This window comes from Sphingomonas lenta (genome assembly GCF_002288825.1).
In the GTDB taxonomy this organism is placed as follows: Bacteria; Pseudomonadota; Alphaproteobacteria; order Sphingomonadales; family Sphingomonadaceae; genus Sphingomonas; species Sphingomonas lenta.
This window is the reverse complement of the sequence record NZ_NSLI01000002.1, coordinates 468,676-492,142: the sequence shown is the minus strand read 5'-3', so window position 1 is coordinate 492,142 and position 23,467 is coordinate 468,676. Positions and strand designations below refer to the sequence as shown.

The following is a 23,467-nucleotide window of genomic DNA, read 5'->3' as shown; positions in this document are numbered from 1 at the left end:
GCGGAAGGGCTCCTTGCCGCCGGTTGGTTGGGTTCCGATTTCGGAGACAGCTCAGCGTTCGCTGCGCGTCCGCACTGGGGTCGTCGCGACGGCGGCATGAATCCGAAGACGGGTCGAAATTGGCCAGAGCACTGCACCCGTACGAGGGGCCCACGTCGGCCGCCTAGCGCACCACCGCTGCTGTGCTCACCCGACCAGCGCCCTCATCCTGGGGGCGGACGAACTAACTTAGGTGATCTGCGTTCACCGTGAATGACGGAACGGCGCCGATCGCGACCACCCCTGATCCTCGTCGTGGATGACGAGGCACCGCTTCGCATGCTCGCGGCCGACATATTCGAGGATGCAGGATATGAGGTGATTGCGGCAGCGAGCGGGCCGGAGGCCTTGGTTCTGCTGAACACCCGCAGCGACGTGCGCGCGGTCGTCACCGACGTGCAGATGCCTGGCGACCCGGACGGATTGGGGCTGGCTCGCGCGTTTCGGGAACGGTGCCCGGACTGCGCGATCGTCGTGGTCTCCGGCCGTGCGCTGCCCAGCGCGCAGGAGCTAGCAGCCGACGCGGCGTTCATGGCAAAGCCGTACGACACGCGCGAAATCGTCGCCACGGTCGACCGGCTCCTCGCACCCACGGCGTAGCAGCTCCGGCAGGGACGCCGGATCGTCCCGCGCCTTAACCTGAGGAGTGGCGTAGCCGGCAGTTTCACTCATTCCGCCGCCGATAAGGGAAGCGGCGGAAACCGAAGCGGCGTATCGCTACGGATGTCCTCTAGGTGGTCCGCCCAGAGGGCGGGCGAGTGCCCGTACGGCCCGACCGAGCATCACTTCAGCGGGGCATGGCTACAGAGGTTCAGCGGCAGCGGGGCTGAAGCGGCCAAGGGCGCGCCGAATATGTTCGACTTAGGAGTTTATAAGTCCTGCGCCCGTACTGATTGAGCTGCGGCCTGGAGGCGGGGCCTAAGTATGGCGAGTTATGAGCAACTTGCGAAAGAACATGGCGCGATCGAGCAACTCGCCGCCGGGCTGGTCGACATGCTCGACCTGCCCGAGCCGGATCCGGAAGCGACCGCCGCCGCATTCCGCGTGCTGGCGACGGAGCTGCACGAGCACCTGGCGATCGAGGACAGCGCGATCTACCCGCGCCTGATCACGGCCGCGGATCCCGGTGCCGCGGCTACAGCCGAGCGATTCAACGCTGAGCTGGCCGCGCTTAAGCAGGATTGGCAGGCATTCCGGATCGAGTGGTCGGACGAGGCGATCCGAGACGACTGGCCCATTTTTCTCGACGAGGGGCACGCAATGCTGAAGCGTATTCGCGCGCGCTTACAGGCGGAGAATGACTTGCTCTATCCTGTCGCCCTGCAGCGGAGTATCATCCCGCTTCGCAGTCCGGAGACGGTCTGGGTATAGGCGCGTGCTGCGCGCCCGGCTTCTTACCCCCGGCGAATGCTGGCAGTCGATGCAACCGCGAGCAGGTACTGGGTAGCTACTGCCGTGATGCCGAACGATGGAAAGCGTATAATGCCTGCGACCTCTGAGAAGATAGCTTAGCAGGGCGGGAAGGCGTTCAATGCAGCGCCGATCACGCAATCGCTAGCCGATGAATGCGAGCGACGTCGTGGTACCTCGCCCAGGCTCGCTCGTCACGGTGAGCTCACCGGCGAGCTGGGCCGCCAAGCCCTGGCAGATGCGCGTGCCCAGCCCGGCCGAACGGGCAGGCACGGACGCACGGTCAACGGTGAAGCCCCGACCGTCGTCCCGGATCGTGAACGACAGGCGATCAGAGTCCAATCGTTCGAGCCTGAGCGTGATGGTGCCTTCACCACGATCTTCAAACGCGTGCTTGAGGCTGTTAGTGACAACCTCGGTCGCAAGCAGCGAGAGCACCATGAGCCGCGCAACGTCGAGCTTGATCGCAGGCATGTCGACGAGCACCACGATGCTGTGCGCGCCTGTCGCGTCCAGGAGATCGCGGGCGACCTCCTGAAAGTATTCGCCCAGCGGCATCTCCACGGCGGCAGGATCGTATAGCCGTCGGTGGATGCGCGACATTACCTCGATGCGGCGTCCCGCCTCGTCCAGTGCCTCGGCTGCCGTGGTCGGGTCGGCGACCACCTTGCGACGCTGGAGGTGGAGGAGTGACGCCACGAATGCCATGTTGTTGGCCACGCGGTGTTGCAGTTCCTGGAACATGGTTCGCTGCTGCTCGTAGAGCCCCGCTGTCACCTCGCGTTCGCGAGCCAGCGCCTCGCGCTCCGCAGCCAGCCGGTCGGTTGATCGCTGCATGACGTGAATAAGCGCGAGGTCGACACCGGCGACGAATACGTAAAAGGCGAGCGCGATCGCCGCCGGACCGTCCAGGACGAACGAGTTTGCGGGCGGAAGAAAGTAGTACCACGACGCCAAGCCCGACAATGCGGCGCAGACGAGCCCAGGGCGTAGACCGGCAAGAAAGCCGGTCAGGATCACGGCGGGAAAGAAGGTGATGTATGGGTAGCCGGGCGGCAGCACGGACGCGAGCTGATGCCGCAACCCGAGCGCGACGAGGAACGCCGCCAGCGCGAGCCCATGACCAAGCCAAGGGTCGCGGCGGAACGCCGCGTCGGATCCTATCAGCTTGGTCATGCTCCTCCCGGCTCGCAGCCGAAAAGGCTGACCGTTCGCGCTATGTAGCGCGTTAGCGGGTAAGGGAAAGCAGGACGGAGATTGCGCTACAGCCCCGTCCGGTTCCTCTTTTTCGCCCCGCGCGTGCTGAGAGCCGTGGCTGTGCTTATCGACAATCGGTCCTGACCGAGCGGTGACGAGCTCGTTGTGCAGCGCAAATCTAGGTTGCTGCCCAACTACACAGTTCCTTTACAGCCCTAAACCTATGTCAGTGCTCGCGCTGGGGAGCTTTCGACGTGATTGAGGCGCTGGTGGTGCTGGTTGATCCGAAATGCGAGCAGGCGCTTACGCACCTGCACGCCATGATGGTGCAGGTTCTCGCCTCCGGCGATGAGATGTGACGCCCTTGCTTGAGCTTTCGGCGAAGCTGCGGGAGCACTGCACAAACTGATCCCTCGCCGGGTTGTCGCGAGCGCCACGGAGGTGATGGTCGCAACCAGCCTGTCGAGGTGAGGACCGGAGATTGGCTAAGCTCCAGTTCTTGATCGATAAAACGGCGCTGCTCACGCCTTTTCCATTGATCCAGGTTAGCCGCGATAGTAACCCATGTTGGTCATCAGCCGGGAGAGCTGTGCCAATCATGAGGGGTCGAGAAGGTGCCGGCGCGCTCGGGCGCACCGGTCGTGTTCTGATCGTCGATGATCACCCGCTGATGTTCGAGGGGCTGGCGATCGCAGTACGCGCAGCGATGCCCGGCGCGACGGTCGACTGTGCAGAGAGCATCAGCGCGGCCGAGGCAATTGCCGCCCAGCGGCGCAACTTCCGGCTGGTGCTGCTCGACTACCTCCTGCCTGACGCCTGCGGGTTCTCGGGGCTGTTCCGGCTACAGCACGCGCTGCCTGGCGTGCCCATCGTGCTGATCAGCGCCAAAGTCGATCCCAAGCTCACCGAGACCGCGCGCCTGCTCGGTGCATGCGGGTTCCTGTCCAAGCGCTCAACGCTTGATACCTTGGCTAGACAGCTCGCGAGCTTGGCGCAGGGCGGAATCCTCTTCGAATGTGAGGCAGGAGCAAACCCGGCGCTCAGCGCCATGCGGGACCGCATTCGGAGCCTGTCGCCGGCTCAGCGGCGTGTGCTATTCGCCCTCGTAAACGGACGGGTGAACAAGCAGATCGCGCGCGAGCTCGACGTGACCGAAGCCACCATCAAGGCGCACATGTCAGCCATCTTCAGGAAGCTCGGCGTGCTCAACCGGACGCAGGCCATCCTCGCCGTGCGGGATCTGCTTGGGCCTGGATACGCCCTCGGGTCACCTTCGGAGGAAAGCTAGCGTAGGCTGCATCGGCGATCATAAGGGGGAGGCGCTTCCCGACCCTATCTGACCGGCCACTAACCGAGATCCGCTCTCGGCTCTCAGCCAACACTCGCGGCGGCTCTGCTACCAAATCGTTGCGGACACTGGCTGCTCAGCACCGCTTACCTGAAGGCAAAGTCGAACCTGAATGAACGCTCGAAGTTGGGCAGCTGAAAGGAAACGTGGATGTCCGCGTCTGGGTCTATCTTTCCGAGTGACGATTGCGGAAGCCAAGGGCCGCAATATCGGGCGCGCCTAGATCCGTCGCTGATCGCCCCGGTTCGCGCCAGTTACATCGACTGAATAGCGGTTCAAGCTGGTGCTGGCCCTCGTAGAAAGTCGACATGAAAGTCGCTCACAACGCGATCTTCACATACGTGAGTCGAAAAGCGCTTGGGGGGTGAGTTGAATGCACGATGGCAGCGTGGTCTTCGTAGATTTCGACAACGTCTTTTCCGCATTGTGGGCCATTGATGGCGGGCTCGCGATCCGGTTCGCTTCCGACCCGGCGAGTTGGCTAACGGGTCTGGCGGAGATGGATGCGGTGGACGGACCGCGGCGATGGCTGGTGGCACGCTGCTACATGAATCCGTCCGGCTGGGTCAGTGCACCGGGAGAGCAGAATGATCGGCTCTGGTTTTCCAGGTTTCGCGCGGATTTCGTGAAGGCGGGCTTCGAAGTGCTGGACTGCCCGACGCTCACGCGCGGGGCGAAGAACGCGGCGGACATCCGCATCGTCATCGACGCGCTCGACCTGCTTGGCCATCGTACCCGCTTAGGAGAGTTGGTGTTCATTTCCGGCGACTCCGACTTCACGCCGTTGCTGTATCGGCTGCGAGCCGAGGATCGCAGGACAGCGATTGTCGCGCCTGGCCGTCTATCATCGGCGTACTCTGCCGTAGCAGATCGGGTCTTGGGATTCGATCGGATCGGGACGCTGCTCGGAAGCACAAGCGGTGAACTGGTCAAAGCTGCGGACGTGGAAGTGTCAGAGCCGGAAAACGATGCCTCGGCTGACGAACAGGCTTTCGCGTCACTCGTCCGCCGCCGCTATGACGATGCGCGTGCGCCGCTGAATCTGTCCTCTCTTTCCAGCGAGGTCGTCCGTGAGATCCCCGGCGCGAAGTCCAGCGACTGGTTCGGGAACGGCACTTTCCGGAAGGCGCTCGACCGACTTTCCCTGTCGGACGTGCGATTTGCCCAGCATCATCTATGGGATGAACGTCGACATCAGCCGCCCGCACCAATTCCCGTCTCCGACACGAAGAGTGACGCGGCGTCGACCGATAGCTGAAATTCATTCATCTGGCGCTCTGGTCCGAGCCGAGATGAATGGATGTCTGATTGTGGGAAGCGGCTCGGGCGCGTTGAGCGTCTGCAAGTGGGTCAGAGCGGTTGGCGAGGAGCAGACCATCGGACAGATTGCATCTGGCGGAAGGTCGATACGTCGCTGTGAAGATTGCTAGCCGCTCCATCTCGAGGACCTTTGCGAGCCCAAAAATCCGCGAATCTACGTTGGGTGAGTTTTGGGTGAAAGCAGTCGAAACTCGCCCTTCGTTTTTGGTATGTTCCGTTCTTGGGTGACCGCTAAGCGGATGAAAATACAGGAAAACAGTACTAAAATGTTCGTTGACATCGCAGGGGTCGCAAGTTCAATCCTTGCCACGCCCACCATCTAAAAACCCCGGAAGCGGCGACGCTTCCGGGGTTTTTGCCGTTCGGCAACCGTCCCTTCCACGTCACTCGGGGTGACGGAAAAAGGCGCGAGGAGGCCGACACGGGAGCAAGTCCCGCGTCGTCGAACGGGGCCGTGGCCCCGCCGGCCGGGCGGCCGGGCGGCGGGGCGGCTCGCGCGCGGCCTAGGCCGCGCCCGCCAGCCGCACCGCCGCCGCGAGCTGGTCGCTGGTGAAGGGCTTGCCCAGGATCACCACGTCGTCCGGCCGCCTCGCGACCGACTGCGCGTCGGCGTAGCCGGTGATGATGATGCCGGGCAGGCCGGGCGTGACCGCGCGGGCGCGCTCCAGCACGTCGACGCCCGATTGGCGCGGCATGGCGTAGTCGCTGACGACGAGGTCGAAGGCGCCCGCGCGCGCCGTCAGCAGCTCCAGGCCGCTCGCGCCGCACTCGGCCTGCGCGACCTCGTGGCCCAAATCTTCCAGCAGCGCCGCGGTGGTGGCGCGCACGCCGTCGTGGTCGTCGATGAGGAGGATGCGCAAGGGTCGCTGCGGCGCTTGGTCGACTGGACCCACGATCTCCTCGGCGAGCATCGGCGCCTCGCCGACCATGGGCAGCCAGATCTCGACGCGCGTGCCGCGGCCGACCTCGCTGTCGATGCGCATGGAGCCGCCCGACTGCTTCACGAAGCCGTAGACCATGGAGAGGCCGAGCCCCGTGCCCTTGCCGACCTCCTTGGTCGTGAAGAACGGCTCCAGCACCTGCTCGACCATTTCGGCCGGGATGCCGCAGCCCGTGTCGGCGACGGTGAGTACGACGTAGCGCCCGGCAGGCAGGTCGCCGTCGTCCGCGATCGCGCGGTTCTCGGCGGATACCGTGATCAGGCCGCCGTCGGGCATGGCGTCGCGCGCGTTGATGATGAGGTTCATCAGCGCCAGCTCCAGCTGGCTGGCGTCGGCGTAGACCTGGCCCACGTCCTCGGCCGCGTCCCATTCGAGCTGCACCAGCCCGCCCAGCGTATGGGCGAGGAGATCGCTGACGGCGCGCGCGAGCTGGTCGACGGGCACCGCCGCCGGCTCCAGCGTCTGGCGGCGCGCAAAGGCGAGGAGGCGGCGGACGAGTTCGGTGCCCTGCTCGGCCGCGTGGCGCATCATCTCGACGATGCGCGCCTGCTTCTCGTCGAGCGGGATGCGCCGCTCGATCATCCCGACGCCGCCCAGAATGGCGGCGAGCAGATTGTTGAAATCGTGCGCGATGCCGCCCGTCAGCTGGCCGATCGCGTCCATCTTGCGCGCGTGCGCCAGCTGGTTCTCCAGCTCGCGCCGGTCGGTGACGTCGAGCAGCGTGCCGGCATATTCGACGGGCTCGCCGCCCGCGTCGCGGAGCAGCACGGCCTGGTCGAGGAAGTGCTTGTACTCGCCGTCGGCGCATCGCCAGCGATACTCGACCGACAGCGTGCCGCCGTGCTTGCGCGCGGCGAGCGCGGCGAGCGCGCGGCCGCGGTCCTCGGGATGGAGGCGGTCCGCCCAGAGGTCGGGCGTGCGCGCGAGCTCGGCGAAGTCGTAGCCGGTGACCCCTGAGAAGTTGCCGCTGACGAAGCGCGGCACGCGCGGCCCATCGTCCAGGCTCTCGAGGTAGAGTATGATCGGCAGCGATGCGATGATCGCGTTCTGACGCTGCTCGGCCAGGCGCAGCTCCTGCTCGGCGCGCAGGCGCTCCGCGTTGGCGCGGAGGTTCTCGTCGAGCAATTGCTGTTCCTGCGCCGCCTTGCGCTGGATCTCGCGGCGCATCGTGAAAAGGTCGACGAACACGGTGACCTTGGACCGGATCACCACCGGCTCGACGGGTTTGAAGACATAGTCGACCGCGCCCATCGAGTAACCGCGCATCAGATGCTCGGTTTCCTTGTTGACGGCCGACAGGAACACGATCGGGATGCGTTTGGTCTGCTCGCGCGAGCGGATGATCTGGGCGGTCTCGTAGCCGTCCATACCCGGCATGTAGACGTCCAAGAGGATCACCGCGAAGTCGCCGCGGAGCAGGTGCCGGAGCGCCTCCTCGCCCGAGCGCGCGACGACGACGTCGGCGATGTCCTCGATGACTGTCTGGATGGCGAGGAGGTTGCGGTCGTCGTCATCGACGACGAGCACGCGCGCGCGCTCGTCGCTACCCGGCGCGAGTGCGTCGGTCAGGCTTCGAATGGCCGGTTTCATGCGTACTACGCTAGACACGCTCAACCCTTAGCCTTGGATTACCGGCGTGATCGTCATCTCCACCGGCTTACGCTCGCGCGAGCGCGCGATCCAGACGCGGAGTAGGGCGAGCAGCAGGTCGATGTCGACGGGCTTGGCGATATAGTCGGACGCGCCCGCGTCCAGGCACTTCTGCCGGTCACCCTTCATCGCCTTGGCGGTGACCGCCACCAGCGGCACGTCGGCGAGGCTCGGCCGCTTCCGGATCTCCTGCATCGTCTCGTAGCCGTCCATCTCCGGCATCATGATGTCGATGAGGCCGATGTCTATGTCCGGCGTCTGCTCGAGGATGAGGATGCCGTCGCGGCCGCGCTCGGCGTGGAGCACCTCGACGTCGTAGCTCTCCAGCACGCTGGTCAGCGAGTAGATGTTGCGGATGTCGTCGTCGACGATGAGGATCTTCGCGCCCGCGAGCTCGGGCACCTGACGCGAGCTCAGGGGCGTGTAGCTCCCCAGCTTCGGCACGACGGGCGCTTCACGCGGGCCCTTGTCGCGCACCAGGTCGGCGAACGTCTGGAACACGGCCGTGAGCGCGGCCTGCTCCGCCGGCTTCGCGGTGACACCGAACGCGCCCATGTCGAGCACCTTCGACATCTTATCCGCGCCGGAGATGACGTGGATCGGCATGTGCGCGGTCTGCGGGTCGTGCTTCAGGAGGTCGAGGAGCACGAAGCCGTCGATGTCGCTCAGGCCCAGATCGAGCGTGATCGCGTCCGGCTGGAGCTTGCGCGCCATCTGCAGCGTGCCCGCGCCCGCGGTGGACACCACGCCCTTCAGCCCCGCCTCGCGCGCCAGGTCGAGCAGGATCGACGCGAAGGTCGGATCGTCCTCGACGATGAGCACGAACGGGTCGTCGCCCAACTGGTCGCGGTCGTCGGTCAGCTCATATTCGGTCGGCAGCGCCGAGGGCACGAGCGCGCCGGAGTTGTCGTAGCGGGCCGGCGTGCCGCCGGTCGCGGCTACGACGGGGGCGGCCGCCTGAAGCGGCACGAAGAGCGTGAAGGTCGAGCCTTCGCCCGGCTTGGACCGCACCTGCAGCTCGCCGCCGAGCAGGCGCGCGATCTCGCGGCTGATCGACAGGCCCAGGCCCGTGCCGCCATATTTGCGGCTGGTGGTGCCGTCCGCCTGCTGGAACGCCTCGAAGATCAGCTTCTGCTTGTCCTCGGGGATGCCGATGCCCGTGTCGGTCACCGCGATCTCGATCGCCTGGTTCGCGCCACGCAGCACGGGGTGGTTGGTCGACCAGCCCGACGACGCGGCGCGCACGGCCAGCGTGACTGATCCATGGGCGGTGAACTTGAACGCATTGGAGAGCAGGTTGAGCACGACCTGCTGCAACCGCTTCTCGTCCGTGCGGATCGTCGACGGCAGGCGCGTGTCGAACTCGACGTTGAAGTCGAGGCTCTTGTCCGCCGCGAGCTGGCGGAAAGTGCGCTCCATGTGCTGCTTCAGACCGACCAGGGGCATGTCGCCCAGCTCGATCGACACCGTGCCCGACTCGATCTTCGACAGGTCGAGGATGTCGTTGATGAGCGAGAGCAGGTCCGACCCCGCGCCGTGGATGGTGCGGGCGAACTCCGTCTGCTTCTCGTTGAGGTTGCCCTGCGGGTTGTCGGCCAGCAGCTTGGACAGGATCAGCAGCGAGTTGAGCGGCGTCCGGAGCTCGTGGCTCATGTTCGCGAGGAACTCGGACTTGTACTTGGAGGTCAGCGCCAGCTGCTCGGCCTTCTCCTCGACGGCGCGGCGCGCCATCTCGATCTCGACGTTCTTGGCTTCGACCTGCTTCTTCTCGTTCTCGAGCAGCTGCGCCTTCTCGCCCAGCTCCTCGTTGGTGGCGTGCAGCTCCTCCTGCTTGGTCGTCAGCTCCGTCTGGCGCGCCTGGAGCTCGGTGGTGAGCAGCTGCGACTGCTTGAGCAGGCCCTCGGTGCGCATGGTCGCGGCGATCGTGTTGAGCACGATGCCGACCGACTCCATGAGCTGGTCGAGGAAGGTCCGGTGCGTCTCGTTCAACTCGCTGAACGAGGCGAGCTCGATCACCGCCTTCACCTCGTCCTCGAACAGGGCGGGGAGGATGGCGATGGTGGACGGCGCGGCGTGGCCGAGGCCGGAGCCGATGCGGACGAAGCCCGCGGGCGCGTTCTCCAGGATGATCGGGCGCTTGTCGGCGGCGGCCTGGCCGACCAGCCCCTCGCGCAGGCGGAACTCGTGCTTGAGCTCCGCCGGGCTCTCCGCGCCGTAGCTGGCGACGAGCTCCAGCTTGGTCTCGTCCTCCTCGCGCTTGGCGACGTAGAACACGCCGTACTGCGCGTTCACGAGCGGCGCGAGCTCGGACATGATCAGGTTCGACACGGTCGCCAGGTCGCGCTCGCCCTGGAGCATGCGGCTGAAGCGGGCGAGGTTGGTCTTGAGCCAGTCCTGCTCGGCGTTCTTCAGCGTCTGCTCCGCGAGGTTGCGGATCATCTCGTTGATGTTGTCCTTGAGCGCCGCCATCTCGCCCGACGCCTCCACGGCGATCGAGCGGGTGAGGTCGCCCTTGGTCACGGCGGTCGCCACGTCGGCGATCGAGCGCACCTGGTTGGTCAGGTTGGCGGCGAGCTGGTTCACGTTGTCGGTGAGGTCGCGCCACAGGCCCGCCGCGCCCGGCACGCGCGCCTGGCCGCCCAGCTTGCCCTCGATGCCTACCTCGCGAGCCATGTTGGTCACCTGGTCCGCGAACGTCGCCAGCGTCTCGATCATGAAGTTGATCGTCTCGGCGAGCGCCGCGATCTCGCCCTTGGCGTCGAGCGTCAGCTTTTTGCGGAGGTCGCCCTGCGCCACCGCGGTCACGACGCTGGCGATGCCGCGCACCTGGTTGGTCAGGTTGGTCGCCATCAGGTTCACGTTGTCGGTCAGGTCCTTCCAGGTGCCGCCCACGCCCGGTACCTGCGCCTGACCGCCCAGCTTACCTTCCGTACCCACCTCGCGGGCCACGCGGGTCACCTCGCTGGCGAAGCCGTTCAGCTGGTCCACCATGACGTTGATCGTGTCCTTGAGCGCGAGGATCTCGCCCTTCACGTCCACGGTGATCTTCTTGGACAGGTCGCCCTTCGCGACGGCGGTGGTCACGTCGGCGATGTTGCGTACCTGACCCGTCAGGTTCGCGGCCATCAGGTTCACGTTGTCGGTGAGGTCGGCCCAGGTGCCCGCGACGCCGCGCACCTGCGCCTGGCCGCCCAGCTTGCCCTCGGTACCCACCTCGCGCGCCACGCGCGTCACCTCCGACGCGAACGAGTTCAGCTGGTCCACCATCGTGTTGATGGTGTTCTTCAGCTCCAGGATTTCGCCCTTCACGTCCACCGTGATCTTCTTGGACAGGTCGCCCAAAGCCACCGCGGTCGTCACCTCGGCGATGTTGCGCACCTGACCCGTCAGGTTCGCCGCCATGGCGTTCACGTTCTCGGTCAGGTCCTTCCAGGTACCGCCCACGCCGACGACCTGCGCCTGACCGCCGAGCTTGCCCTCCGAGCCCACCTCGCGCGCCACGCGCGTCACCTCCGACGCGAACGAGTTCAGCTGGTCCACCATGACGTTGATGGTGTCCTTCAGCTCCAGGATCTCGCCCTTCACGTCCACGGTGATCTTCTTGGACAAGTCGCCGCGCGCCACGGCGGTGGTAACCTCGGCGATGTTGCGCACCTGACCCGTCAGGTTGCCCGCCATCAGGTTCACCGAGTCCGTCAAGTCGGCCCAGGTGCCGGCGACGCCCTCCACCTTGGCCTGGCCGCCGAGCTTGCCTTCTGAGCCCACCTCGCGGGCCACGCGCGTCACCTCCGACGCGAAGCCGTTCAGCTGGTCCACCATGGTGTTGATGGTGTTCTTCAGCTCCAGGATCTCGCCCTTCACCTCCACGGTGATCTTCTTGGAAAGGTCGCCCTTGGCGACGGCGGTGGTCACGTCGGCGATGTTGCGCACCTGACCCGTCAGGTTGGCCGCCATCAGGTTCACGTTGTCCGTCAGGTTCGCCCACGTGCCCGCGACGCCGTGCACCTGCGCCTGGCCGCCGAGCTTGCCTTCCGTGCCCACCTCGCGCGCCACGCGCGTCACCTCCGACGCGAAGCCGTTCAGCTGGTCCACCATGGTGTTGATGGTGTTCTTCAGCTCCAGGATCTCGCCCTTCACGTCCACCGTGATCTTCTTGGACAAGTCGCCCGACGCCACGGCGGTGGTAACTTCCGCGATGTTGCGCACCTGGCCGGTCAGATTGTCGGCCATCAGGTTCACATTGTCGGTGAGGTCCTTCCAGGTACCCGCGACGCCGGGCACCTGCGCCTGGCCGCCCAGCTTGCCCTCCGTACCCACCTCGCGCGCCACGCGCGTCACCTCGGACGCGAAGCCGTTCAGCTGGTCCACCATGACGTTGATGGTGTTCTTCAGCTCCAGGATCTCGCCCTTCACGTCCACCGTGATCTTCTTGGACAAGTCGCCCGACGCCACCGCCGTCGTCACCTCGGCGATGTTGCGGACCTGGCCGGTCAGATTGTCGGCCATCAGGTTCACGTTGTCCGTGAGGTCCTTCCAGGTGCCGGCGACGCCCTCCACGCGCGCCTGGCCGCCGAGCTTGCCTTCCGTACCCACCTCGCGCGCCACGCGCGTCACCTCCGACGCGAACGAGTTGAGCTGGTCCACCATGACGTTGATGGTGTTCTTCAGCTCCAGGATCTCGCCCTTCACCTCCACGGTGATCTTCTTGGACAAGTCGCCGCTCGCCACCGCGGTCGTCACCTCGGCGATGTTGCGCACCTGACCCGTCAGGTTGGTCGCCATCGCGTTCACGTTGTCCGTCAGGTCCTTCCAGGTGCCGGCCACGCCCTTCACGGTCGCCTGCCCACCCAGCTTGCCCTCCGTGCCCACCTCGCGCGCCACGCGAGTCACCTCGGAGGCGAACGAGGCGAGCTGCTCCACCATGGTGTTCACGACGTTGCCGATGCGCAGGAACTCGCCGCGCAACGGTCGGCCGTCAATCTCGACGGTCATCGACTGCGACAGGTCGCCCTTCGCCACCGCGCCGATGACGCGGCTGACCTCGGCGGTCGGCTGCACCATGTCCTCGATCAGCTCGTTGACGGCGTTGAGCTTGGCCTCCCAGCCGCCCGTCGCACCCGGCACGCGGCCGCGCTGCGTGATCTTGCCTTCCTTACCGACGACGACGGAAAGCCGCTGGATCTCGCGCGTCATCTCCTGGTTCATGGAGACGACCTCGTTGAACAGCGTCGCGATCTCGCCGTCGATCCCCGGCATGTCCTCGGGCAGGCGGACCGCGAAGTCTCCCCTCCTGAAACTACGCAACGCGGAGACGAGCTGACGGCGGTCGATGATCTCACGCGAGGTTTCGGTCTGCAACGCTGTGCTCCAACTGCTTGGCGATGTTGAGGAAAGTTCCGCCGCTATAGCAGGTTATGCTCCCCCATGCGCGTGGGAAATTGGCCCATGCGACGAGCCGCCGCAAGGGGTTGTCAGGGCGAGGCCCGACGTTATCAGGGCGGCCGCGGTCGTCCTCGACGTCCGCAGGTGGGGGCGCAGGCGAGGACCGGGTCGGGACGAATGACCTCGAAGCAGGAACTTTCGAGCTTCATCGGTTCGACCTTCAGCAGCATCTGGTCGCTCGAGCTCCTGCTGTTCCTGAAGACGCACCGCGACCGGAGCTGGTCGCCCGCGGAGATGGTGGCGTCGTTGCGCGGCAGCGACCTGCTCGTCGCCCGCAGCGCGCAGGCGCTGTTCGCGGCCGGGCTGATCGACCTGGGCGAGGACGGCTCGGCGCGGTATCAGCCCGCCACGCCCGCGCTCGACCAACTCATCGAGGAGGTGGAGCTGGAATATGCGCGTCGCCCCGACCGGGTGCGCCGCGCCATCATCGCGGGCGCGAATCGGGGCGGCGACCTCGCCGCCTTCGCCGACGCGTTCAAGCTGAGGAAGGACTGATGGGGGAATTCCTGCCTGCGGCGGTGTACGTGCTGTGCTTCGCCACCAGCACGGCGTGCGCCTGGCTGCTCGGCCGCAGCTTCCGCCGGACCGGCGCGCGGCTGCTGCTGTGGAGCGCGCTCTGTTTCGTGCTCCTGGCCGCGCAGAACCTGCTGCTCGTGATCGACCTGCTGGTGCTCACCGCGAGCGACTTCCGCTCGCCCCGCGTGCTGCTCGCGCTGGCGGCGGTGGGCGTGCTGCTGTTCGGCTGCATCTGGGACCTGGAGGAATGCTGAGCGCCGTGACCTACGACTTCATCGCCGGCGCGGCGGTGATGGGCTTCCTCGTCGCGGGGTTGTTCTTCCTGCGCTTCTGGCGGCGGACGCGCGACGGGTTATTCCTGGCCTTCGCCGCCTGCTTCTGGCTGCTCGGGCTGACGCAGGCGCTGCTCGCGCTCACCGACATCCCCGTGGAGGAGCGGAGCGGGCTCTACCTGATCCGGCTTTTCGCGTTCCTGGTCCTCATCATCGCGATCGTGCGCAAGAACCGCTGACCTACTGCCCGCAAGGGCGCTGCTTGGGCCGAGCGCCCGTCGCCATCAGCGCCACGCCCGCCAGCGCCAGCGCGGCCGCGCCGAGCTTGGGCGCGGTGAGCGGCTCGTCGAGCAGCCAGGCGCTGAGGGCGAGCGCGACCACCGGCCCCACATAGGCGAAGGTGCCGGTCAACGTCGGCGACGCCGCGTGGGTCAGCCAGACGAAGCCGCCGAAACCGATCATCGAGCCCACCACAATCAGGTAGCCGAGCGCATGGATGCTGCGGCGTGAGACCTGCTCGGGCTCGAACCCGGCGACCTCGCCCGATCCGAACGCCACCGCCGCCAGCACCGCGCCCGCGATCAGCATTTGGAGCGCGGTGCCCGTGAAGGCGGGCGGCACGTCGGCGTCGTGCCCGACCAGCGACCCCGCCGCCCAGGCAGCGGCGCCCGCGAGCACCGCGGCGACCGCGACCGGATCGACCGAGCCCTCGCCGCCACCGGCGGTCGAGAGCACCACCAGCCCCGCGAAGCCCAGTCCGAGTCCGATCAGCGCCCGCCGCGTGAGCGGGTGCCCGCGCAGCCGCTCGAACAGCGCGAGCCAGAGCGGCGTCGAGGAGACGAACACCGCCGTCGTGCCCGCGGGCAGATACTGCACGCCCCACACCACCGCGCCCTGGCCGATCACCAGCAGCAGCACCGCCATGACCGCCACGTTGCGCCACTGCGTCCCGCTCGGCCAGCCGCCGCGCTCGACACACAGGCTGATCGGCAGCAGCAGCACGCCCGCGACGAGCAGCCGCACCGCGATCATCAGGAAGGGCGGGATCGTCCCGACCGCCACCTTAAATGCCAGGAAGTTCGCGCCCGACGAGAACCACACCACGCCGAGCGCGAGCGGGACGGCCCAGGTCGCCCGCGTCGCGGGTGCGGCCGGGGAAGCGGTCGCCATCAGCGCGCGGCCTGCTTCGCCGCGCCGACCGTCTGCGTCGCCCGCGGACGCCCCTCCGGCCGGCACATGTCCGCGGTCCGCAGGCCGGGGTAAAAGACGCCCGCCTCGACGCGGAACAGCTCATAGTCGCCGATGCAGTCGCGCCGCGGCGGAAAATCGCCGCACCCGGTCTCCGTCACGTCCTTATAGGCCCCGATCGCGAGGCGCCGGCCGCACGCGCCGAGCGCGCGACGGCCCGCTTCGCTCTCCGCGACGTAGAACATGGAGTCGATGAAGATCGTCGCCTCTCGCGTGTCGGGCAGCGTGGGATGGACGCGGCCCAGCTCATAAGGGCCGGTCGCGACGAAGCTGTAGAGGGGGCTCCGACAGCCCTCGTCCTCGAAGAAGGAATAGCGCACGACGTAATTGGTCCGGCTGTACTGGTAGCGTCGCTCCAGGAACACGGGCGCACCGGTTTCGGCCAGCTGCGTCCGGCGGCATCCGCCGGACCACCACTCGCCGACAAGATCGTCGTTGGTGAAGGGCATGGGTCGTGGGGTGACCGGCGACGGCCAGAGCGCGGCGATCGCCGCCAGCGGCATCGCCCGGATCATGCTTCGCCGAAGAACGACGCGATGCGTTCGGCCAGGAACACGGGCCGGTCCTCCGAGACCCAGTGGCTGCACCGGTCGACCACCTCATATCGCGCCTGCGTCGCGTACTTCTCGATCGTGCGGAAGGCGAGGCGTTCGTCGCCGCCGAGATGGCCGCCGAACCCCAGCTCCGCGCCGATGAAGAGGAGCGGCATGCTGAGCGAGGCGGCGGGCAGCTCGCCGCCGCCGTCGGCCGGCGTGGGCCGGGCGTTGTAGTATGACGCCCCGCACTCCAGCGCACCCGGCCGCTTGTTGACGCGGATGTATTCGGCGACGTCCTCGGGGCCGATCGCGCCGACATTGTAGACCCAGTCGGTGAAGAATTGCGGGATGAACTGGTCCTCCCGCCCGCTCGCGAAAGAGGGCGACAGGCGCGCCGCGTTGACGGGGAAATGCCAGATCTCGTTCAGGTGCGCGAGGAGGATGGGGCCCATCTCCTCGTCCAGCAGCGACGTCTCGGTGAAGAGGAGCCGCTTCACCAAGCCGGGATTATAGGCCGCCATCGCCGCGAGCGGCGGGCCGGAGACGTCGTGGCCGACGACGAACAGCTCGCGCTCGTCCAGCTCGTCGCGGACGAAGTCGCGGATGATGTCGCCGACCGTGACCTTATCGAAGGCGGGCGGGGCGGAGGAGTCGCCGATGCCCGGCATGTCGAACGCGACGCAGGTAAAGCGGTCCGCCAGCATGGGCATGACCTTGCGCCACTCGTACCAGGATGCGGGCCACCCATGGCCGAACAGGATCACGGGGCCGGTCCCGCCGATCACGTAGTGCAGGTTCACCCCGCCGATCCGCGCGCGGCGGTGCTCGAAGGTGCGGGCGAACGCCACCGGGTCGAACGGCGCGACGGCGGCCAGCCGGTCGCGATAATAAAGGTCGCCGGGATCCGTGCTCGGCCGCTTCACGCCCATGCGTGTCCTCCCGGTTAGATCAGCTTCTCCAAGGTGATCGGAAGGTCGCGCACGCGCTTGCCGGTCGCGTTGAACACGGCGTTGGCGATCGCGGCCGCGATGCCGGTGATGCCGAGCTCGCCCACGCATTTCCCGCCCAGCGGATTCGCCTCGTAATCAGGCTCGCCGACCGAGATCACCTCGATGTCGGGCACGTCGGCGTGGACGGGCAGCATGTACTCGGCGAGGTTGTTGTTGGTGATGCGCGCGGAGGTGGGATCGACCTCGGCCGCCTCCAGCAGCGCCATGCCGAGTCCCATGATGACGCCGCCCTGGATTTGGCTCTCGGCGGTCTTGGGATTGTAGAGCCGTCCGCAATCGACGGCGGAGACGATCCGCTTGACGCGCACCGTGCCGAAATCCTCGTCGACATGGACCTCGACGAAGCTCGCCTGCCAGCTGTGCATGGCGTAGTTGGGGGAGGGGTCGAAATCGAGCTTGGACACGCCGTTGAACGTCAGGCGGCGATCCTCCTCCGAGTTGGCGTCGGGCGGCAGATTGTCGTGCAGCACCTCGATCGCGTTCTTCCCCGAGCGGCGGACGAGGTCGGCGAAGCCGACCGCGCGCGATGGGTCGCCGGGCACGATCACCCGACCGCCCTCGACGGCCAAGTCGTTCGCTTGAAGCTCACGCGCGGCGATCTGAAGAAGTTCGTCGCGCACCCGCTCGGCCGCGCCGTGGATCACGGGCAGCAGGTCGCCCGACAGCTGCGATCCCCCGGCCAGCGGCGCGCGGGCGAGCTCCGTGTCGCCCAGCCGCACGCGCACGTCCGCCGCGTCGACGCCGAGCACCTCGGCGGCGGTCTGCGCGCAGATGGTGTAGAGACCGGTGCCGATGTCGGTGCCGCCCGACTCGACCTGCACCTCGCCGTCGGCGGTCACGCGCACCAGCGCCTCGGACGGCGTGCGCATGACGGGGTAGGTGCCCGCCGCCATGCCGATGCCGACCAGCTTGCGGCCCTCACGGACCGAGCGGGGCGTGGTGCTGCGCCGTTCCCAGCCGATCGCGCGCACGCCGGCCTCGTACGCCTCACGCAGGCGCCGCGTTGACCAGGGTTTGCCGCCGTGGGGATCGGTGTCGGTCCAGTTGCGCAGGCGCAGCTCGATCGGGTCGAGCCCAAGCTCATGCGCGAGCTCGTCCATCGCGCATTCGAGCGCGAAGCTGCTGACCGCCTCGCCCGGCGCGCGCATCCAGCCAGGGGTGACGACGTTGCAGCGCACCAGCTTGTGCGTCGTGCGCAGGTTCGGGACGCCGTACATCAGCGCCGTTACCGACCCGCCGGGCTCCACGAACGCGTCGTCGAGCGAGGTCTCGTTGACGCTCTCCTGCACGATCGCCTGGAGCTTGCCGTCCCGATCCGCGCCGATCGACAGCGTCTGGCGCGTCGCGGCGCGGCCGCCGTGGCTGGTGAACATCTGCGGCCGGGTGACGGCGAGCTTGACGGGGCGGCCCACCATCTTGGCCGCGAGCACCGCGGCGGCGGCGTGCGGCTGCGGGCAGGCCTTGCAGCCGAAGCCGCCGCCGATGAACGGGCTGATGACCCTGATCTTCTCGAGCGGCAGCCCGAACCACTCGCTGAACACCTGGCGCGCGCCCTCGACCCACTGGCTGGGCTCCCAGACGGTGAGCGAGCCGTCCTCGCCCCATTGCGCGACGGTGGCGTGCGGCTCGATGGGCGCGTTGTACTCGCGCGGCGTCGTGTAGCGCAGGTCGAGCCGTACCGGCGCGTCTGCCAGCGCGGCGTCGGGATCGCCCCATTCCGCATCGGGCGCTTGGCCGCCGAAATCCGCTGCGGGCTTGGGCTCGGCCTTGGGATCGGCGATGCCCGACACGGCGGGCTCGGGCGCGTACTCGACCGCGAGCGCGCGGCCCGCGGCGGTGGCGTGCTCCAGCGTGTCGGCGACCACCAACGCGACATGCTGGCCGTTGTAGCGGACTCGGTCGTCCTGGAAGGGCACGAAGCTCGACGCGGCCGCGCCCATGGGAAAGACCTTGGGCGTCGCGATCTTCGGCGCGTTCCGGTGGCTGATCACCGCCAGAACGCCGGGCATGCTCTCGACGGACGCATGGTCGACTCGTGCGACGCGGCCGTTACCGACCGTGCTCTGGACGAGTACAGCGTGGACCACGCCCGGCGGGAAATGCTCGGCGGCGTAGTCGGCATGGCCGCCTACCTTACGCGGCCCGTCGATCCGGTCGGTGGGCCGGCCGAGCGGCGATCCGGCGCGGGTGGGGGTAAACGCGGTCGCCATTACTCCAGCCCTCCGACCTGCATCAGCGCCCTGGCCGCGACGCGCGGCGCGAGCGTGATCTTGAAACCGTTATGCCCCCAGTCCTTCGCGCCCTCGACCGCCAGCTCGCACGCCCGGCGGATCGTGGGCTCGTCGAACGTCTTGCCCCGGAGCGCGGCCTCGACTTGGCGCGCGCGCCAGGGCTTGCTCGCCACGCCGCCCAAGGCGACGCGAACGTCTCTTACCGTGCGTCCGTCCGGCTCCAGCTCCAGGCCGACCGCGGCGGAGCAGGCGGCGAACTCGTACGACTCGCGGTCGCGTACCTTGAGGTAGTGCGACCGGCGCGCCGCGGCCGAGGCGGGAACCTCGACCGCGACGATCAGCTCGTCGCGCCCGATCGGATGCTCGATGTGGGGACTTGGCCCATAGGGCAGGAAGAAGTCGTCGATGGGAAAAGCGGTCGCGCGGCCGTTCTGGACGTGCACCGTCGCGTCGAGCGCCATCAGCGACACCGCGAAATCGCCGGGATAGGTGGCGATGCACAGCTCGGACGTGCCCAGGATCGCGTGGCCCCGATTGACGCCGTCGATCGCCGCGCAGCCCGATCCGGGCTTGCGCTTGTTGCATTGCGCGTAGCTGGGGTCGCGGAAGTAGGAGCAGCGCGTGCGCTGCATGAGGTTGCCGCCGATCGACGCCATGTTCCTGAGCTGCGTCGACGCGCCGAGCAGCAGCGCCTCGCGCATCCCTGGATAGTCGCGCGCGACTGCCGGATGCTCGGCGACGTCCGTCATCTTCGCCGCCGCGCCGATGCGGATACCGCCCGGTCCAACCTCGATCGCGTCGAGGCCCGGAAGGCGTGACACGTCCACCAAGTGCGTGGGTGCCTCCACGTCGCACTTCATCAGATCGATCAAGGTGGTCCCGCCCGCCAGGAAGCGCGCCTTTGCGTCGCCCGCGACGGCCGCGATCGCCGCCTCCGCCGTCTCGGGCCGGCTGTACTCGAAGTTATTCATTCCGCCGCCTCCCGCATCGGCGCCATCTCGGCGGCGGCCTCGCGCACGGCGGCGACGATGTGCGGGTAGGCGCCGCAGCGGCACAGATTGCCGCTCATGAACTCGCGGATGGAGTGGTCGTCGGTCGCGTGGCCCTCCTCGATGCAGGCCACCGCCGACATGATCTGCCCGGGCGTGCAGTAGCCGCACTGGAAAGCGTCGTGCCGGATGAAGGCGCGCTGCACGGGGTGGAGCGTACCGTCGGCCTCCGCCAAGCCCTCCACCGTCGTGACCTCGCGTCCTTCCGCCTGCACCGCCAGCGTCAGGCAGGCGAGCACGCGGCGGCCGTCCAGATGCACGGTGCACGCGCCGCACTGGCCCTGATCGCACCCTTTCTTGGTGCCGGTGAGCTGAAGGCGTTCGCGCAGCGCGTCGAGCAAGGTCACGCGCGGTTCGACGTCGAGCCGGTGCTCGGCGCCGTTGATCAGCAAGCGCAGGTCCATAGGGGCTCCCTGAAGCCGGAGTGGACGGGTGTTACGCAAACGATTGATCTGTTGATCAAGGTAATACTCGTTCCGGACCTTTGTTGCACGTGCCCCGATCGGTTCGTCGCAAACGGCCAAGCGATTGCCAGCGCGCGCGTGGCCCCGCTACACGGGAGCCGGGGAGAGGACATGACCGCAGAAGCACTTGAGCATGACATGCAGCCGGGGGCGGCCGAACCGTCCGCGTCAGACATCAAGCTCGTGATCACCGCCTCGTCGCTCGGCACGGTGTTCGAGTGGTACGACTTCTTCATCTACGGCACGTTGGCCGCGATCGTCGGGCGCACCTTCTTCCCCTCGGGCAATCCCACGATCGAGCTGATCCTGTCGCTCCTGGGCTTCGCGATCGGCTTCGGCTTCCGGCCGCTGGGTGCGGTGCTGTTCGGCTATTTCGGCGACAAGCTCGGGCGAAAGTATACCTTCCTCGTTACGATTACGCTGATGGGCGTGGCGACCGCAGCGATCGGCTTCGTGCCCTCGGCGGCGTCGATCGGGCTGTGGGCGCCCGCGATCGTTCTGCTACTCCGCGTCGTCCAGGGCCTGGCGCTGGGCGGGGAGTATGGCGGCGCCGCGATCTACGTCGCCGAGCACGCCGCGCCCGAGAAGCGCGGCTTCTATACCAGCTTCATCCAGGCCAGCGTCGCGGGCGGCTTCATCCTCAGCCTCGCGGTCGTGCTGACGACGCAGGCGATCGTGGGGCAGGAGGATTGGCAGGCCTGGGGCTGGCGCATCCCCTTCATCTTCTCGCTCCTGCTCCTCGCCATCTCGCTCTGGATGCGCCTCAAGCTCTCCGAGAGCCCCGTGTTCAAGGCGATGAAGGAAGCGGGCGAGGTCGCGCGCAATCCCTTGAAGGAGACCTTCACCTACCCGGGCAACGGCCGCCGCCTGTTCGTGGCGCTGTTCGGCATCGCCGCGGGGCTGACGGTAATCTGGTACACCGCCATGTTCCAGGTCCTCTACTTCCTCCAGAACGCGCTCAAGGTGGAGGAGCAGACGGCGCAGCTCCTCGTCGGCGTGGGCGCGGCCTCCGGGCTGTTCTGGTTCGTGCTGTTTGGCTGGCTCAGCGACAAGGTCGGCCGCAAGAAGCCGATCGTCATCGGCTACGCGCTGACGCTCCTGCTGCTCTTCCCCATTTTCCAGATGATCGGCGGCGCGGCCAATCCGGGCCTGAGCGAGGCGTCGCGGCGTGCGTCCATCGTGGTGGCGGGCCAGGATTGCGGCTACGACCCGTTCGCCAAGACGCAGGCGAGCGCGTGCGGCCGCGTGCTCGACCAGCTTTCCAAGCTCGGCGTCAGCTACACGACGCGCCCCGCGCCCGCGCTGGCGGTGATCGTCGGCGGCGAGCCGCTGCCCGACACCCGGCCTGCTACGGTCGAGGGCGCGCTCAAGGCGGCGCGCTATAATCTCGATCGCGTCCGCCCCGACGCGGGCGGCATCGCGGTGATACTGTTCGGCATCCTGGCGCTCTCCGCGCTGTCGGGCATCACCTACGGCCCGGTCGCGGCGCTGCTGTCCGAGCTGTTCCCGCCGCGCATCCGCTATAGCTCCATGTCGATCCCTTATCATATCGGCACGGGCTATTTCGGCGGCTTCCTACCCGTGATCAGCCAGTACATCATCGCGCGCACCGGCGACCCGTACGCCGGGCTCTGGTACACCTTCGCGGTGGTCGCGATGGCGCTCGTGGTCACGCTGTTCTTCCTCTACGAAGACCCGAAGACGCGCGCGGTGGCGTGAGCCGCCGGCGGCGGCTAGGGGCAGGCGCGTGACGCCTTCGCCCCTACGCCTCCTCCTCGACACCGCCGCCTTGCAACACAACTGGCGTACGCTCGCCGCGATGAGCGGGCGCGCGGCGTGCGGCGCGGCGGTCAAGGCCGATGGCTACGGCCTGGGTGCGCGCGAGGTCGCGACGCGTCTGGCGGAGGCGGGCTGTCGCGACTTCTTCGTCTCCAACTGGCGTGAGGCGGAGCACCTCGCGCCGCTCGGCCTTCAGCTTTCCGTGCTCCACGGCGTTCGTGACGAGGACATGCCCGCCGCGCTGGCCGGCTTCGCGCGCCCGGTGCTCAACACCCCCGAACAGGTCGAGCGCTGGCGGGTGGGGGGAGGGCGCGCGTGCGACGTGATGGTCGACACGGGCATGAACCGCCTCGGCCTGTCCGTAACCGACGTTGAAGCCGGCGCGCTCGACGGACTCGAGATCGAGACGCTGATGAGCCACCTCGCCTGCGCCGAGGAGCCGGTCGAGATGAACCGCCGCCAGCGCGACGCGCTCGCAGGGCTCGCCGGGCGCACGAACGCGCGGCGCATGAGCCTGGCCAACTCCGCCGGCATCGCGCTCGGGCCCGACTATCACTTCGACCTTACCCGACCGGGTCTCGCGCTCTATGGCGGCGTGCCCCGGCCCGACATGGGCGCGCGCTTGCGCCAGGTAGTCCGACCGCAGGCGCAGGTCCTCCAGCGCCGCCGCGTCCCCGCGGGCGACAGCTTAGGCTACAACGCGACCTGGCGCGCTCCGCGGGACACGGAGGTCGCGATCCTCAACATCGGCTACGCCGACGGCTATCTTCGCGCCTTTTCCGACCGCGGTAGCATCGAATGGGAGGGCAGCACGCTCCCCGTGATCGGGCGGGTTTCCATGGACCTGATAGCGGTCGACGCGAGCATCGCGCCGGGCTTGCGCGAGGGCGACTGGGTCGCGATCGCGTTCGACCTGCCCGGCCAGAGCGCGGCGTCCGGGCTGTCGCAGTACGAGCTGCTGACGGGCCTGGGCGCGCGTTACGATCGGTTGTGGTCGTAAAAAAGGGCCGCCCCG

General features: G+C 67.6%; 18 protein-coding genes. 9 read left to right on the top strand and 9 right to left on the bottom strand.

The window, feature by feature from the left end:
* The first annotated feature begins 252 nt into the window (after nucleotides 1–252).
* Nucleotides 253–639: a response regulator gene (locus CKY28_RS05565; protein WP_095997337.1), complete on the top strand. Its 387-nt coding sequence runs from the start codon at nucleotides 253–255 to the stop codon at nucleotides 637–639.
* Between the two features lie 324 nt (nucleotides 640–963).
* Nucleotides 964–1,410, top strand: coding sequence for a hemerythrin domain-containing protein (locus tag CKY28_RS05560; RefSeq protein ID WP_095997336.1), 447 nt, complete (start codon nucleotides 964–966; stop codon nucleotides 1,408–1,410).
* 183 nt (nucleotides 1,411–1,593) lie between these two features.
* Here CKY28_RS05560 and CKY28_RS05555 read toward each other — a convergent pair whose 3' ends face one another.
* The gene (locus tag CKY28_RS05555; protein ID WP_095997335.1) at nucleotides 1,594–2,625 is read right to left on the bottom strand and encodes a sensor histidine kinase; all 1,032 of its coding nucleotides are present in this window, start codon (nucleotides 2,623–2,625) and stop codon (nucleotides 1,594–1,596) included.
* A 502-nt stretch (nucleotides 2,626–3,127) separates the two neighbouring features.
* Here CKY28_RS05555 and CKY28_RS05550 point away from each other — a divergent pair.
* Both CKY28_RS05550 and CKY28_RS05545 read left to right on the top strand, forming a co-directional pair.
* Entirely contained in the window at nucleotides 3,128–3,934 is an 807-nt protein-coding gene (locus CKY28_RS05550; protein ID WP_245841615.1) for a response regulator transcription factor, read from the top strand.
* Between the two features lie 433 nt (nucleotides 3,935–4,367).
* Entirely contained in the window at nucleotides 4,368–5,252 is an 885-nt protein-coding gene (locus tag CKY28_RS05545) for an NYN domain-containing protein (protein ID WP_095997333.1), read from the top strand.
* A gap of 565 nt (nucleotides 5,253–5,817) precedes the next feature.
* Here the strand turns inward: CKY28_RS05545 and CKY28_RS05540 are convergent.
* Nucleotides 5,818–7,845 (bottom strand): response regulator, encoded by a 2,028-nt coding sequence (locus CKY28_RS05540; RefSeq protein WP_095997332.1) that lies wholly within the window; start codon nucleotides 7,843–7,845, stop codon nucleotides 5,818–5,820.
* A gap of 27 nt (nucleotides 7,846–7,872) precedes the next feature.
* Nucleotides 7,873–13,263 (bottom strand): HAMP domain-containing protein, encoded by a 5,391-nt coding sequence (locus CKY28_RS05535; protein ID WP_095997331.1) that lies wholly within the window; start codon nucleotides 13,261–13,263, stop codon nucleotides 7,873–7,875.
* 201 nt (nucleotides 13,264–13,464) lie between these two features.
* Between CKY28_RS05535 and CKY28_RS05530 the strand changes: the two genes are divergently transcribed.
* Genes CKY28_RS05530 through CKY28_RS05520 form a run of 3 tightly spaced genes read left to right on the top strand, consistent with a single transcriptional unit; the run spans nucleotide 13,465 to nucleotide 14,374 of the window.
* Nucleotides 13,465–13,842 carry a hypothetical protein gene (locus CKY28_RS05530; protein ID WP_095997330.1) on the top strand — a complete coding sequence of 126 codons (378 nt, stop codon included), beginning with the start codon at nucleotides 13,465–13,467 and terminating at the stop codon, nucleotides 13,840–13,842.
* Nucleotides 13,842–14,117 carry a DUF5985 family protein gene (locus CKY28_RS05525; RefSeq protein WP_217989543.1) on the top strand — a complete coding sequence of 92 codons (276 nt, stop codon included), beginning with the start codon at nucleotides 13,842–13,844 and terminating at the stop codon, nucleotides 14,115–14,117. The genes CKY28_RS05530 and CKY28_RS05525 overlap by 1 nt, the downstream gene beginning before the upstream one ends.
* Nucleotides 14,111–14,374: a DUF5985 family protein gene (locus tag CKY28_RS05520; RefSeq protein ID WP_095997329.1), complete on the top strand. Its 264-nt coding sequence runs from the start codon at nucleotides 14,111–14,113 to the stop codon at nucleotides 14,372–14,374. Before CKY28_RS05525 ends, CKY28_RS05520 begins: the two co-directional genes overlap by 7 nt.
* Nucleotide 14,375: 1 nt before the next feature.
* Here CKY28_RS05520 and CKY28_RS05515 read toward each other — a convergent pair whose 3' ends face one another.
* Genes CKY28_RS05515 through CKY28_RS05490 form a run of 6 tightly spaced genes read right to left on the bottom strand, consistent with a single transcriptional unit; the run spans nucleotide 14,376 to nucleotide 20,613 of the window.
* The gene (locus tag CKY28_RS05515; protein ID WP_141243854.1) at nucleotides 14,376–15,305 is read right to left on the bottom strand and encodes an EamA family transporter; all 930 of its coding nucleotides are present in this window, start codon (nucleotides 15,303–15,305) and stop codon (nucleotides 14,376–14,378) included.
* Complete coding sequence (locus CKY28_RS05510) at nucleotides 15,305–15,898, bottom strand: hypothetical protein (protein WP_095997327.1); 594 nt, start codon at nucleotides 15,896–15,898, stop codon at nucleotides 15,305–15,307. The genes CKY28_RS05515 and CKY28_RS05510 overlap by 1 nt, the downstream gene beginning before the upstream one ends.
* Nucleotides 15,895–16,848 carry an alpha/beta fold hydrolase gene (locus CKY28_RS05505; protein ID WP_176472966.1) on the bottom strand — a complete coding sequence of 318 codons (954 nt, stop codon included), beginning with the start codon at nucleotides 16,846–16,848 and terminating at the stop codon, nucleotides 15,895–15,897. The genes CKY28_RS05510 and CKY28_RS05505 overlap by 4 nt, the downstream gene beginning before the upstream one ends.
* A gap of 14 nt (nucleotides 16,849–16,862) precedes the next feature.
* Nucleotides 16,863–19,139, bottom strand: a complete 2,277-nt coding sequence (locus CKY28_RS05500; RefSeq protein WP_095997325.1) for a xanthine dehydrogenase family protein molybdopterin-binding subunit — start codon at nucleotides 19,137–19,139, stop codon at nucleotides 16,863–16,865.
* Entirely contained in the window at nucleotides 19,139–20,131 is a 993-nt protein-coding gene (locus CKY28_RS05495) for an FAD binding domain-containing protein (protein ID WP_095997324.1), read from the bottom strand. Before CKY28_RS05495 ends, CKY28_RS05500 begins: the two co-directional genes overlap by 1 nt.
* Nucleotides 20,128–20,613, bottom strand: a complete 486-nt coding sequence (locus CKY28_RS05490) for a (2Fe-2S)-binding protein (protein ID WP_095997323.1) — start codon at nucleotides 20,611–20,613, stop codon at nucleotides 20,128–20,130. The genes CKY28_RS05495 and CKY28_RS05490 overlap by 4 nt, the downstream gene beginning before the upstream one ends.
* A 171-nt stretch (nucleotides 20,614–20,784) precedes the next feature.
* Here CKY28_RS05490 and CKY28_RS05485 point away from each other — a divergent pair, with 171 nt between their 5' ends.
* Together CKY28_RS05485 and alr are read left to right on the top strand one after the other, a co-directional pair.
* On the top strand, nucleotides 20,785–22,392 hold the full coding sequence (locus CKY28_RS05485; RefSeq protein ID WP_095997322.1) for an MFS transporter: 1,608 nt from the start codon (nucleotides 20,785–20,787) through the stop codon (nucleotides 22,390–22,392).
* 28 nt (nucleotides 22,393–22,420) lie between these two features.
* Nucleotides 22,421–23,452 (top strand): alanine racemase, encoded by a 1,032-nt coding sequence (gene alr / locus CKY28_RS05480; protein WP_095997321.1) that lies wholly within the window; start codon nucleotides 22,421–22,423, stop codon nucleotides 23,450–23,452.
* The last annotated feature ends 15 nt before the right edge of the window (nucleotides 23,453–23,467 follow it).

What these genes read in the sequence shown, in the direction of transcription:
- CKY28_RS05565 (WP_095997337.1), top strand. Translation starts at nt 253, where the DNA reads ATGACGGAACGGCGCCGATCGCGACCACCCCTGATCCTCGTCGTGGAT.
- CKY28_RS05560 (WP_095997336.1), top strand. Translation starts at nt 964, where the DNA reads ATGGCGAGTTATGAGCAACTTGCGAAAGAACATGGCGCGATCGAGCAA.
- CKY28_RS05555 (WP_095997335.1), bottom strand. Translation starts at nt 2,625, where the DNA reads ATGACCAAGCTGATAGGATCCGACGCGGCGTTCCGCCGCGACCCTTGG.
- CKY28_RS05545 (WP_095997333.1), top strand. Translation starts at nt 4,368, where the DNA reads ATGCACGATGGCAGCGTGGTCTTCGTAGATTTCGACAACGTCTTTTCC.
- CKY28_RS05540 (WP_095997332.1), bottom strand. Translation starts at nt 7,845, where the DNA reads ATGAAACCGGCCATTCGAAGCCTGACCGACGCACTCGCGCCGGGTAGC.
- CKY28_RS05530 (WP_095997330.1), top strand. Translation starts at nt 13,465, where the DNA reads ATGACCTCGAAGCAGGAACTTTCGAGCTTCATCGGTTCGACCTTCAGC.
- CKY28_RS05525 (WP_217989543.1), top strand. Translation starts at nt 13,842, where the DNA reads ATGGGGGAATTCCTGCCTGCGGCGGTGTACGTGCTGTGCTTCGCCACC.
- CKY28_RS05520 (WP_095997329.1), top strand. Translation starts at nt 14,111, where the DNA reads ATGCTGAGCGCCGTGACCTACGACTTCATCGCCGGCGCGGCGGTGATG.
- CKY28_RS05515 (WP_141243854.1), bottom strand. Translation starts at nt 15,305, where the DNA reads ATGGCGACCGCTTCCCCGGCCGCACCCGCGACGCGGGCGACCTGGGCC.
- CKY28_RS05510 (WP_095997327.1), bottom strand. Translation starts at nt 15,898, where the DNA reads ATGATCCGGGCGATGCCGCTGGCGGCGATCGCCGCGCTCTGGCCGTCG.
- CKY28_RS05505 (WP_176472966.1), bottom strand. Translation starts at nt 16,848, where the DNA reads ATGGGCGTGAAGCGGCCGAGCACGGATCCCGGCGACCTTTATTATCGC.
- CKY28_RS05500 (WP_095997325.1), bottom strand. Translation starts at nt 19,139, where the DNA reads ATGGCGACCGCGTTTACCCCCACCCGCGCCGGATCGCCGCTCGGCCGG.
- CKY28_RS05495 (WP_095997324.1), bottom strand. Translation starts at nt 20,131, where the DNA reads ATGAATAACTTCGAGTACAGCCGGCCCGAGACGGCGGAGGCGGCGATC.
- CKY28_RS05490 (WP_095997323.1), bottom strand. Translation starts at nt 20,613, where the DNA reads ATGGACCTGCGCTTGCTGATCAACGGCGCCGAGCACCGGCTCGACGTC.
- CKY28_RS05485 (WP_095997322.1), top strand. Translation starts at nt 20,785, where the DNA reads ATGACCGCAGAAGCACTTGAGCATGACATGCAGCCGGGGGCGGCCGAA.